Source organism: Aminobacter sp. GW821-FHT11F06, from assembly GCF_058808215.1.
On the sequence record NZ_JBXARL010000005.1, the window covers coordinates 367,073 to 379,307 of the forward strand.

10 protein-coding genes and 2 pseudogenes are annotated in these 12,235 nt (G+C 62.1%); 11 read left to right on the forward strand and 1 reads right to left on the reverse strand.

The features are described 5' to 3' along the window. Positions 1-55: 55 nt before the first annotated feature. From AC1RTB_RS15255 to AC1RTB_RS15285, 7 genes are all read left to right on the forward strand, one after another. Positions 56-1,123, forward strand: coding sequence for an ROK family protein (locus AC1RTB_RS15255; protein ID WP_492881928.1), 1,068 nt, complete (start codon positions 56-58; stop codon positions 1,121-1,123). After that, positions 1,124-2,476, forward strand: coding sequence for a hypothetical protein (locus AC1RTB_RS15260; RefSeq protein WP_492881929.1), 1,353 nt, complete (start codon positions 1,124-1,126; stop codon positions 2,474-2,476). Continuing rightward, positions 2,469-4,418, forward strand: coding sequence for a TIM-barrel domain-containing protein (locus AC1RTB_RS15265; RefSeq protein WP_492881930.1), 1,950 nt, complete (start codon positions 2,469-2,471; stop codon positions 4,416-4,418). Before AC1RTB_RS15260 ends, AC1RTB_RS15265 begins: the two co-directional genes overlap by 8 nt. Before the next feature lie 65 nt (positions 4,419-4,483). Next, entirely contained in the window at positions 4,484-5,713 is a 1,230-nt protein-coding gene (locus AC1RTB_RS15270; RefSeq protein WP_492881931.1) for an ABC transporter substrate-binding protein, read from the forward strand. A gap of 25 nt (positions 5,714-5,738) precedes the next feature. Beyond that, on the forward strand, positions 5,739-6,659 hold the full coding sequence (locus AC1RTB_RS15275; protein ID WP_492881932.1) for a carbohydrate ABC transporter permease: 921 nt from the start codon (positions 5,739-5,741) through the stop codon (positions 6,657-6,659). Between the two features lie 70 nt (positions 6,660-6,729). Next, positions 6,730-7,557, forward strand: coding sequence for a carbohydrate ABC transporter permease (locus tag AC1RTB_RS15280; RefSeq protein ID WP_492881933.1), 828 nt, complete (start codon positions 6,730-6,732; stop codon positions 7,555-7,557). A 15-nt stretch (positions 7,558-7,572) separates the two neighbouring features. Beyond that, the gene (locus AC1RTB_RS15285; protein ID WP_492881934.1) at positions 7,573-8,703 is read left to right on the forward strand and encodes a mandelate racemase/muconate lactonizing enzyme family protein; all 1,131 of its coding nucleotides are present in this window, start codon (positions 7,573-7,575) and stop codon (positions 8,701-8,703) included. 22 nt (positions 8,704-8,725) lie between these two features. Here AC1RTB_RS15285 and AC1RTB_RS15290 read toward each other — a convergent pair whose 3' ends face one another. Next, on the reverse strand, positions 8,726-9,115 hold the full coding sequence (locus tag AC1RTB_RS15290; protein WP_492881935.1) for a RidA family protein: 390 nt from the start codon (positions 9,113-9,115) through the stop codon (positions 8,726-8,728). A gap of 314 nt (positions 9,116-9,429) precedes the next feature. On the opposite strand from AC1RTB_RS15290, the gene AC1RTB_RS15295 reads away from it, so the two are divergent. From AC1RTB_RS15295 to AC1RTB_RS15310, 4 genes and pseudogenes are all read left to right on the forward strand, one after another. After that, positions 9,430-10,278: a creatininase family protein gene (locus AC1RTB_RS15295; RefSeq protein WP_492881936.1), complete on the forward strand. Its 849-nt coding sequence runs from the start codon at positions 9,430-9,432 to the stop codon at positions 10,276-10,278. Continuing rightward, entirely contained in the window at positions 10,256-11,677 is a 1,422-nt protein-coding gene (locus AC1RTB_RS15300; RefSeq protein ID WP_492881937.1) for an FAD-binding oxidoreductase, read from the forward strand. The genes AC1RTB_RS15295 and AC1RTB_RS15300 overlap by 23 nt, the downstream gene beginning before the upstream one ends. Beyond that, positions 11,674-12,057, forward strand: a pseudogene (locus AC1RTB_RS15305) (FAD-dependent oxidoreductase); the annotation flags it as partial. The gene AC1RTB_RS15300 and the pseudogene AC1RTB_RS15305, both read left to right, overlap by 4 nt. Before the next feature lie 97 nt (positions 12,058-12,154). Then, a pseudogene (locus tag AC1RTB_RS15310) lies at positions 12,155-12,199 on the forward strand (hypothetical protein); the annotation flags it as partial. Positions 12,200-12,235: the final 36 nt, after the last annotated feature.

Below are 12,235 nucleotides of genomic sequence, written 5' to 3' on the forward strand. Positions count from 1 at the left end.
AGGAGGCGGATTTCGTACCGATATCGCTAAGGACTGCAACCTGTCCGAGGCCAGCGTGTCACGCATTCTCAACGAGCTGCGCAAGGAAAACACAGTCGAGGAAACGCGCCAGCAGACAAGCAATTCCGGCGCGCCGACAGCTCTAGTTACACTAAGTAAGGATATTTCAGTCCTCGGTATCGAACTGTCCAACAGCCGCCTGTCATTCGGCGTCGGTGACCTCGCGGGAACGCTTGACTACGTCGAGCGCGTTCCTGCCTCGCCGCAGCTGTCTCAGCAGGAATTCGAAAAGCTGTTTGCCGACAGCGCGGCAGCCGTCAGTGAATGGACGACGACGCGCGGCATCACATTGCGTCTTGGGGCTATGTCGATCCCGGGCTTTGGGCGGGGAGCCGACAATTCAATCTATCCCTGGGGCATGAGCCGGCTGCAGACATTGCTGGGCAAAACCCTGCCGGGCGTCGCCTTGACGCTCACCAACTCCGTGATCGCCCAGGCAGCGTTCCACCGCTATGCGCGCACCGGCGGCTACAGCTTTTCTGGCGAGCATCTCTTCTTGTTTGTCGGGCACGGCGTGGCTGGCGCAATCGTCAACGACACGGCGCCAGTCGACGCCTTCCAGGCGTTCGAGATAGGCCACATGGTGATCGAACGTGACGGCCTACCCTGTCGCTGCGGCCACAAGGGCTGTGTCGAGGCGTATACCTCGCTGCGCGCGGTGTCAGCGATCATAGGGATGAGCGACGCCGACATCCTGACCAAGGGCGACCATTTCATGGAGGCTCTCGGTGTCGATCCGGCAGCCCGCGAGACGTTGCGCGAACGCCAGTTCCTGCTGGGATTGGCGCTGGGAAACGCGCTCAACCTTCATCCCGTACCCAAGGTGGTCGTCAGTGGCTGGCCATCGCTGATGCCGGAAGCCGATCGCGCAGCGATTGGGGAGGGGGTGAACCAGAGCCTGCTCGGCGGATATTCGCCGGAGCGCCTGGATCTGTCCTTCATCGAGCCCTCGATTGGAAACGATCCCAAGGCCGCACTGCATTATGCAGCTTATTGTTTTGTACGCAGTGGCGGCCTGGACGACAGGTCTGGCCAGCCAGTTGCGCAAGAGGAGATAATCTGAATGCCGACCACAAATACGCCGGAGGCCGCAGCCACCGGCCGCACAGGCATTATGTTCATTGCCTCGCCGCTGTTTTCGGAAGCGGCCGCAAGCGAACTCATCACACGCACCTCGGGGCTGGTGGACAAGGGAGCGCTGGCCGGCAGCTTTGTCGTCGCGCCACTGTTGGCGCGCGACCGTGCGAGCTGCGCAGAGGCCTTTGCCCAGCTCGACCTGGATGGTCTCGATGCTCTGGTGATCCAGCTGTCGACCTTTGCGACGGCGGAGCTTCTGCATGAGGTACTGGCGCATCTGGGTGATCGCCGTGTGCCGATCGCATTGTGGGCCCTGGAAGAAACCGACCGGATCATCACCAACTCGCTGTGCGGCGCGCAATTATGGGCCTCCACCCTTACGCGCTTTGGCCACGGCTTCACTTTGTTGTTGGGTAATCCCGACGGCGAAGGCTTGGCCGCACAGCTTGCAGCCTTCGCCGCGGCATCGCGCGCCCACAGACGGATTCGCGGCGCGCGCATCGCGCTTGTTGGCGCGCACGCGGACTGGTTCACCAACCTGGCGGTTGATCCTTGGATGATCCGCCGGCATCTGGACGTGACGATCGAGCAAACGACCCTCGTCAAGTTCCTCAACGGCTGCACCGCAGATTCCAAGGCAGAGGCCGATGCGGCCCGGCTCTGGGCGGAGGCCAGCTTTGAGGGAGGCGACGACGAAGCCAGCCGCAAGACGCTGGGGCGCACTTGCGCCCGTCTCAGCGCCGGCCTGGACAAGATCAAGGCAGATGCGATCGCTATTAGGGACTGGCCAGAAATCCTCTACGCCGAAAACTTCAAAGGTACCTGGGGCGCACTCGGCGAACTGTCCGATCGCAGCGTGCCCCTAGCCCCCGAAGGCGATGTCATGGGCGCGGTGACAGCGCTCGTGGCGCGTGCGTTTGACGCGACCTCACTGCCTTTCCTGACCGATATCTCCGGTATCGACCGTGCCAACAACCGGCTCGTACTCTGGCACTATGGCGTCAGCCCGCGCCTTGCAGATGGGCCTCGCTCGCTGGATCCAGCATTAAAGCAGGAGACCTTTCCGCTGAAAGCCGGGGCGATGACCCTGATGCGGCTGTCGCTGCGCGCGGACGGAGAGCTGCGCATCTTCGTCAGCGAGGGCGAACTGCTCGCCGCGAAGTCGCAGGCAAACCGGGCAGCGGGCTTCTTCAGGCCGTATGGGGTGGATGCAGAAACCTTGGTGCGTCACTTCATCGACGAGGGCTATGAGCACCACGTGACCGCTGTCTACGGGCGCTGGGCCGACGCGGTGCTGCATCTCGGACGTCAGCTAGGCGTGCAGGTCGACCATGTCTGAGACGCTGGAGCTGGCAATCCTTCCGGCTGGCGCTGCCTATAGCCCGGTCAGCATTGGCTGGCGCGTGCCAGGTGGCTCGTGGACCAGCACGGCATTCCCCGCGAGTAGCGAGCTGTCCATCGAGACCACGCGCGAGGGCAATAACTGGCGCATCGTGGCGTCGCACCCACGGGCCGAAGCCATCGAAATCGCCTTTGCTGTGCCAAGGGCGTTCCAGGCATTTGGCGGCGGCGAGCGCTTCGAGACACTCGACCTTCGTGGCCAGTCGGTACGGTATTACCTCGAGAACTTTGGTCTGGGCAACGGCACCTACCTGCCGTCGCCATGGATCGCCACGTCGCTCGGCTACGGGCTCTATTTGCCGGACGAGGCGGCCGCCGTCTTCCACATCGCAGCCCCCCTCGACCCCAATGTCCTGCGCATCCAGGTCGAGGGAAACAGGATCGAGATCGAGATCCATTTGGGCACCCTCGAGCAGCTTTATGCCGCACTGATCCAACGCATTGGCCCGCCTATCATGCCGGAGGATTCCTTCTTCGGCCTGTGGAAAGCCGGAGACTGGCGTATCGAAAACCAAAAGACCGTCGAGGCCGACACCGACGGCTACCGCAACCTCTCCCTGCCGATGGCTGTCAAGCTGATAGACGCCTATTGGGCAGATGAGGTCCATTCCTTCGAATTCGACACCGCTAAGTATCCAGACGCTTGGGACATGGTCTCGCGCATGGCGGCGGATGGGAGCGACATCTATCTGTGGCTGTGTCCTTGGGTGGTCGTCGGGACAAAGTCCTTCGGCTATGCGAGCGCGCAGGGCTACACGATCAAGGATGCGGATGGTGCGCTCATCACCCGCCGGCCAGGTGCCAATCCCAACATCGTCGCCGCACTCATTGATTTTTCCAACCCTGACGCCAGTGCTTGGTGGTCGCAGAACCTGCGCAACCTGCTACGGCGCGGCATCAAGGGCTTCAAGGCGGATTTCGGTGAACAGCTTCCCGAGCATGCAGTCCTGCATTCCGGCGAAACGGGGGGGAGGGCGCATAATGCCTTCGTCCGCCACTACCTGACGGCAACGATCGCAGCCTTCGAGGGCGAAGTACCGGCGATCATCAGCAGATCCGGTTCGCCATCGGTGCGCGCTCCCATCTGGAGTGGCGACCAGACGTCCGACTTCTGCCCCAAGACCGGCCTGCCCTCGGCGGTCCGCGCCGTGCAGAGTGCCGCCTTTGGCGGCTGGTCCTTCATCGGCAGCGATCTCGGAGGATATTTCGGCACGCCGACCACTCAGGTGTTTGCGCGGTGGTCGCAGTTCGCCTGCTTCACGCCGTTGATGATGCTGCATGGTCTGGGCTGTCGCGAGCCTTGGGACATGGATGCGACATCGGTCGCGGTCTATGAGGACTATGCCCGGCTGCATCTTGCCCTGATGCCGGTCTTCCATCGTTATGGCGGGGACGCTGCCTGCGGCGGCCTGCCGCTGATGCGCATGATGCCCTTGGCCTTCCCCGAGGTCGAGTGGTCGACCATCAACGACTGGGACCAGCAATACATGCTCGGCGACGACGTGCTGGTTGCGCCGGTGGCCTTTTATGGCAACACGCGTGCCGTCTACTTGCCCGCCGGAGAATGGCTGGATGTGCTCTTGGGTGACTTCGTCACCGGACCGGCGTGGCGCATTCACGACGTGCCCCTGGAAAAGATGCCGGTCTTCGTGCGCAAGGGGGCTCGTCTGGTACTCGCGCTGGACACGGCCTCGCGTCGCGCCGTCGAGATCGTTTTTGGCGACGGAGCGAGCGCCTCGCCCGGCCAGGACGGGTGGCGCGTCGAGGCGGTTGGCACTGTCAAGGGTGGCGTCAAGACAACTGGAGAGGAACCGGAGGAGCTGGCTGCCTTCTCGCGCTGGTTCGGGACCGCAATCAATTGGACGAACGAGGTCGAATGATGTGGCCTGGCCAGCTCGCCCCGGCCAATTTATCGCGCCTCAGGCGCATTACGGGAGGAAACAACATGAAGAACTTGCTGAAGAGCAGCGCCATGTCCGCTGCGATCGCCGCCGGCATGGGAACAGCCCCTGCCTGGGCGGACAATCTGGTGCTGTGGGTGAACGCCCCGCTTGCTTCAGGTGCCGATGCGCCGCTTTACGCCGAACTGAAGGCGTTCGAGGCAGAGACGGGACACACGGTGTCTGTCCAGGCCGTTCCGCATATGGAGATGGAGCGCAACCTGTTCGTCGCCCTGTCCGGGGGCGCCGGTCCTGACGTGATGGCACTCGACATCGCCTGGGTCGCAGGCCTTGCCGATGCGGGACTTCTGAAGGACATCAGCGCACAGGCCGAGCCGATCGCTTCGCAGTATCAGTCCGGACCGCTGGCGGCCGGCCGTTACAAAGGCAAGCAATACGCGCTCCCGCTCTACACCAACAACGTGGCCCTGATCGTCAATGACAAGATGTTGGCCGCCGCAGGAATCGACAAGGCCCCGACCACCTGGGAAGAGCTGCGCAAGGCCGCGGTCGCCATGACCGATGCGAGCAATGGGACCTATGGTCTGAGCTTCGGCTCAAACAGGATGGGTGCGTTCCAGCTCTATCCGTTCATCTGGCAGGCAGGGGGTGACATCATCGATGAGAACGGCAAGTCGCATGTCGGCGATCCCGAAGCGATCGCTGCTGTCGACTTCCTCGCCAAGCTCTACACCCAAGACAAGGCGATGCCAGAGTCGGTACTGACAGCAGGCAACTGGGATGAGGTCCACGCACCCTTTGTCCAGGAACGCGCTGGAATGGTGGTAAGCGGCGACTGGGCCATCGCCGCCATCAAGAAGAACGCGCCGAACATCACCTTCTCGATCCATCCACTGCCTAAAGGCAAGCAAGCCGCGACCGTCATCGGTGGCTACAACCTTGCCATCCGCGAGGGGACGGCATCACCCGACGCGGCGGTCAAGCTCGTCGAGTGGCTCACCGGCGAACGCAGCATCGAGCTGATGTCGAAGTACAATCGACTGTCGGCGACGGCGGCGGCAACCACCCCCGAGGCAATCGCCAAGTTGCCCAAGGAGATGCAGCCGTTCATGGCGCAGGCGGCCTCGGGACATCCCCGACCGGTCGTCGCATCGTGGAGCCAGATGCATGGCGACGTGTTCGGCAACATGTGGGATGCCGTGATCCGCGGCGAGCCGGCGGCCGAGGCCATGGCCAAAGCCAATACGCAAATCGAGCAACTGCTGTCCCAGTAAGATGACCAAAAGCACCCGTGACACAATGAGACTGAAGCCGCACTGGTCCTCGATCTTCGAGAACGGCACGGGTGCGCGCCTCTACCCCTACCTGATGGTGATGCCGGCGATCGTCATCGCCATCGGAGTGGTCGTTTATCCGGTTGTATCAGGCATCACCTCCGCCTTCCATGACGTGACGTTGCGCACGCTGAACAGCGGCGACATGCCGTTTGTCGGCATGCGCAACTTCGAAAAGGTTTTCGCCGACCCCAATTTCGTTCTGGCCTCGCTCAACACCTTGATCTGGGTGGTGCTCAATGTTGTCGCGCAGCTCGTCCTCGGATTGGCATTGGCGCTTCTGCTGCACCGTATCGTGCCGGGCATCGGATTCTTCCGGTCCGGCATTCTGGTACCCTGGGTGGTGCCCAGTGTCGTCGCCGTCCTGACATGGCGGTGGATGTACGACCCCAGCGTCGGCATCGTAAACGAAATCCTGGTGCGCCTCGGCATCATCGATACATATCACCCTTGGTTGGGCGACACCGCAACAGCGCTCTTCGCCGTTACGGTCGAAAGCATCTGGAAGGGTACGCCGTTCGTGATGCTGCTTCTGTTAGCTGCACTGCAATTGGTACCGAAATCCATCCTGGAGGCTGCATCGATGGACGGCGCCTCGGGTTGGCGCAAGCTGTGGCATGTGATCCTGCCGCAGATCCGCGTCTCCTTTGCCATCTCGGCTGTGCTGACTTTCATCCTCACCGTGAACAATTTCAACGCGATCTGGCTGATGACCGAGGGGGGGCCGCTCAACTCATCGGAGATCCTGTTCACTCTAGCCTACAAATACGGCTTTCAGCGCTTTGATCTCGGCATGGCCTCAGCGGTCGCGACGATGCTTTTCGTCGGGCTGGTCATCGCCACCACGATCTACCTCAAACTGATCCACGCCAAGGAAGCCGACTGAGATGTCGCCAGTCTCCGCAGAGGCCAAATCGGCCAACACACGTGCCAGCGCACCACTCAAGCGCACACGCATGCCGAAGGCGGTGCGCACGGTCCTGCTCTATACCGGCCTTTGGGCCGCATTCATCTGGTGTGTCTTTCCTTTCTACTGGATGATCGCGACGTCGCTGCGCGCCAAGGACGAGATCTTTGCGCGGCCGCCATCGATCGTGCCGCACTCCATTACGTTCCAGAACTATGTCGACCTGCTGGTGGGGGCGGAGTTCTGGCGATTTGCCCTCAACAGTCTGATCCTGACGATCAGCGTCACGGCCATCAGCGTCGTCCTTTCTGTCACGGCGGGCTACGCGATGGCGCGCCATCGGTTCAAGGGGGCAGTGCTTTTGCCGCTGTTCATGCTTTACGGGCAGATGTTTCCGCCAGTGCTGCTTTTGATCCCGTTCTACATTCAGCTACGCTACCTGGGCTGGCTGGACAGCCTGTACGGACTGATCCCGGTATATCTCAGCTACATGCTGCCGCTTTGCGTCTGGCTCATGCGGGGCTTTTTCGCCCAGGTGCCGCACTCGCTCGAGGATGCCGCGCGGCTGGATGGTTGCACGCGCTGGCAAGCGTTCTGGCGCGTGATCCTGCCTATGGCACGCCCGGGCATCGTTGCGGTGGCGACCTGGGTCATGATCCATACGTGGAACGAGTTTCTCTATGCCTCGACCTTCATTCTGTCGGACAAGAACAGGACGCTGCCGCTCGGGTTGTCCGGGCTGATCGGCCAGTACACGACCGACTGGGGTATGTTGATGGCGGGCGGCGTGATCACGGCGGCGCCCATTTTGCTCATCTTCTTCTTCCTTCAGAAACATCTGGTCGCCGGTGTTGGCGGCGGTGCGGTGAAGGGCTGACCGGAAGGTTTTTCCATGACCAAGATCAAAAGCGTTCGCGCCCACGCCCTGTCATGTCCGACACCCGGTGGCGCTACCTTCGCGGTTGGCCGCTCTGCCAAGCGCGACATGGTGCTGGTGCGGATAGAGACCGAGGACGGCATCGTCGGATATGGCGAGGCCCACCACGCCCAGACGCCGAGCACGATCGCCGCCTTCATCAACGATGCGCTGGGACCTTCCATCCTGGGCATGTGCGCCCATGAGACCGAGGCGATCTGGGACGCGAGCTATCGACGCTTTGTTGCCACCCATGGACCCGGCGCCGCTGCGGTAATCGGGCTCTCGGGCGTAGACCTCGCGCTGTGGGACATCAAGGGCAAGGATCTCGGTCAGCCTGTCTACAAGCTGCTGGGTGGCAAGCGCCGGCCCATCCCGGCCTATGCCGGTGGCATCAGTCTCGGCTTCCAGCCGGTAGACGAGCTCAAGGCTGAAATCGGACGCTACATCGCCAAGGGCTACAATTTCATGAAACTGCGCGTCGGCGATACGCTGGAGCGGGACCTGGAGCGTGTTGCAGGCGTGCGTGCGGCCTTCGGCGACGACATTGTGCTCGCCGCCGACGCTGGCACACGATACCGGACCGCCGATGTGCACCGCATCGCCGAGATCTGCGAGGCGGGCAAACTGGCCTGGCTGGAGGAACCGTTCACGCCGGACAATCTGCCCGGCTACCGCCGTTTGCGCGACGTCACTTCGACGCCGCTTGCCGCCGGCGAGAACCACTTCACCCGCCACGAGTTGCGAACGCTGATCAGCGAGCAGGTGATCCAGTTCGTGCAGGCCGACTGCTGCAAGACCGGCGGCATCACCGAGATCCTCAAGATCGCGGCGCTGGCTGGAGCATGGCACCTGCAATTCGCTCCGCATACCAGTGCATCGGTCTTGAGCACCGCAGCATCAACGCACGTCCTGTCAGTTGCGCCAAACGCGTTCATCTACGAGGCCGACGTGTCGGCGATCAATGCTTTCAGGGACGAACTGGGGACGCCGCCCGAGGTCACCGATGGGACGATCCTGGCGCCCGAAGGTCCTGGCCTCGGCGTGGAGGTCGATGAGGGGTTGATTGGGAAGTATCCATTCATCCCTGGAGCATCTTATCAATGAGCCAGGCTGGCGGCTCCTTGGTTCAAGGCCGGCGCGCCGCCACAGCCTCCACCTCGACGACGAATTCCGGTCTCGAAAAACCGGAAACGATCATCAGGGTGGACGCAGGATACGGCACCGGCATGAGGCGGTTCCGAATGTCCATGTAGGGAGCCATATGTTCGCGAGCAGTCACATAAGCGTTGATGCGTACGATGTCGCCGACGTCCATGCCGGCCGCGCGCAGTACCGCTTCAATGTTGGCAAAACACAGTTCGGCCTGTGCGGCGCAGCCTTTGGGAACCGATCCGTCGGCTGCCACGCCCAGTTGTCCGGAGCAAAACAGGATGTCGGCACCAGCGGGTACGAGCATGCCGTGGCTGTAGTTGGAGAAGGGCGGCGCAATGTCGGTTGCGAGAACGGATTTGCTCAAGTCGAAACCTCCCAGAAGACTGGCATGAACACCTATATCGGGCACCTTTACGTGTGGTTAGCGCAGCCAGGCTTTGCCACCACGACCATGGGCCTAGCCGCCTTGACAGGCGGGATGCCATCCACAAGGCTGCCTTCACCCCATGGCACAGGGTTTTTCGGGAACGGGCCGCAATTCCACTGGTCGCACAGCGATCAGTGGAGAAGCGCGATGCTCAACCAGGCCTTGGCCAATCCATCCTCCATCGACCACCCGATCATCGGCGACCTATCTCGTCTCCTTACCCGAGAGCCAACCGCCAGGGGGCCATTGGCATGACACATCGCGCTTTCCGCTGGGCAGATCTTTCGCGTCCCGATTTCGCCAATCTGGACCGGGCGCGCACCATCCTTGTCCTTCCCATAGGCGCCATCGAACAGCATGGCCCGCATTTGCCTGTGTCCGTCGACCGCGACCTGGCAGAGGCGGTGCTGGAGCGGGCGCTCCCCCATGTCCAAAACGACCTGTCCGTGCTCGCCTTACCTGGGTTCGCCTATGGCAAGAGCAACGAGCACGGTGCGATTCCAGGAACGCTCTCGCTTTCAGCCCAGACGCTTCTGGCGCTCCTTGGTGATCTCGCCGCCAGCCTTTCGGCCACGGGTTTCCGCAGGCTCGTCCTTCTCAACGCCCATGGTGGCAACGCGCCGGTTCTCGACATTGCCGCACGCGATCTGAAGATCGCGCACGGACTGAGGATTGCCACGTGCAACTGGTACAATTTCAACGAGGCCAGCCGTCATGGCGATCCGCGCGAGCATGCCTTCGGAATCCATGGCGGCCTGATCGAGACGAGCGCCATGTTGGCACTTAAGCCTGATATGGTAGCCATGGACAGGGCAGGTGACTTTGCCAACGAGGCAGAGGCATGGCAGGGGGACTATACCTACATAGGCTTGTCTGCGGGCCGCGCACGGCCGGCCTGGACCATCGAAGACATCAGCGCATTGGGCGCTTGTGGCAATGCAGCCGCCGCCACCCGCGAGATCGGCGAAGAGCTCCTTTCGACCGCCGCCTGCAACTTTGCCCGCTTTCTCGGCGAGTTCGAGCGCTTCTGCGACCTGCAAGATCAAAAAGACAGTCCGCTAGGCGCAGGAGGAAAGCATGTCCATTTCGGGAAAGAATGATATCGACTGGAAGGCCTTCGCTGCCGCGCTGGGCGAGGTCGAGACCATCGACACTCCGTCGATTGTGAAGAAGCGGTCCCGCGATTTCTTCTGGTACAGCCCCATCCTCAATCGCGATCTTTCGTTATGCTTCGGCGACCTCGTCGCGGTGCCGAAGTCGGTGGAAGAGCTGTCGGTATGCCTTGCCACAGCTGTCGAATGGAATGTGCCAGTGGTGGTGCGCGGCGGCGGCACTGGAAACTATGGCCAGGCGGTGCCGATCCAAGGCGGCCTCATCGTCGACATGACAAGCATCAATCGCATTATCGATATCGGCGAGAATACTGTACACGTTCAGGCTGGCGCGAAGATCGGCGCGATCAATGGGGCGCTAGCCGAAAAGGGCCGGGAGCTTCCACTGTTTCCCTCCACCGAGGCGATCGCGACGATCGGCGGGTTCATAGCGGGCGGTTCCGGCGGCATCGGCTCAATCCGCCACGGCATGTTGCGGGATGGCAAGAACATCGAGAGCATCGCTGTGCTGTCGGTGGAGCGCGAGCCGAAGCGGCATGAATTCACTGGCAAGGCGATATCGGCGATCCATCACGCCTGGGGCCTCAACGGGGTGATCACGGATCTCAAGCTCGGCACCGTGCCCTCGGCGCGGTGGATCAACATTATCGCGTCCTTCGACGCCTACAGGCCGGCCTTCGAGGCTGGCGTCGAACTGGGCTCGGCGCGGCATCTCGACTTGAAGCTTCTGACGACCATCGACGGACGGGTCGTTGCCTCGATCAAGCAGCTCGGCGCGATTGCGGAGCAGCGTCGCGATCTGCTGCTGGTCATGATCGCCGAGGAGCATGCAGGCGAGGGGCTGCGCATCCTGGCAAAACATGGTGGGACGAAGGAACTGGAGCTCGACAACGCGGCGCTGAAGGCGTCGGGCCTACCTGTGCTGACAGAGTTCTCCTACAACCATACGACCCTGCAGGTACTCAAGCAGGACCGCACTGTCACAAACCTGCAGGCGACCGCTCGTCCACCGCTCGACGGCTCCAAGATCGACGAGCTGCGGGCGGTAGTGGGCGATGAGGTGCTGATGCACCATGAATTTGCGTTGCTCAACGACCAGCTCGTCGCCTTCGACCTTCCGGTCGTGCGCTACACCACCGACGAGCGTCTGTTTGAGCTGGCGAAAATCTACGACGACCATGGGTTCCCCACGTCCAATCCACATGTGCCCTATGTAGAGGGAGGGTCTATGAAGCCGGATTACCGGCACCTGGCCTGGAAGAAGCGGCTTGATCCGAACGGCCTGCTGAATTCCGCGAAATCACGGCTGTGGGACGATGTGAAACACCTTCCGGCCGACGAGATCGAGAAATTGCCCAGCCATCAATCCGTCCGGAAGGCGTCATGAAACCGGGGGTGGTAATTGTCGGCGCCGGTCATGGCGGATCGCAGGCGGCGGTCTCGCTACGCCAGGAGGGCTATACGGGCGCCATCACCTTGATCGGCTCCGAACCGGAATACCCTTATCATCGCCCGCCGCTGTCCAAGGGGTTCCTGAAGCAGGACGACGAGAAGCTGCAGCCGTTGCGTGGCGATGTCGCCTACGAACGTCATGGCATCGACTATCGGCAGGGGACGCGGGTGCGTCGCATCGACCTCTCCATGCGCATCTGCGCCCTGGACGATGGCGAGGTCGCATTCGACCAACTCATCTTGGCGACCGGCGCAATCTCCAGGACGCCCAATATTGCAGGCATCGATCTTGCCGGCGTCTTTGCGCTGCGTACGGCCGCAGATGCGCGCCGTATCAGGCAACACATGAGAGGCGCAGAAAACGTCGTCGTCGTGGGGGGGCGGTTTCATCGGACTGGAAACGGCCGCGACCATGGCCGCCTTTGGCAAACGGGTCACGGTACTGGAGATTGGCGAGCGGCTGTTGACACGGGCGGTTTCGCCCGCCGTGTCC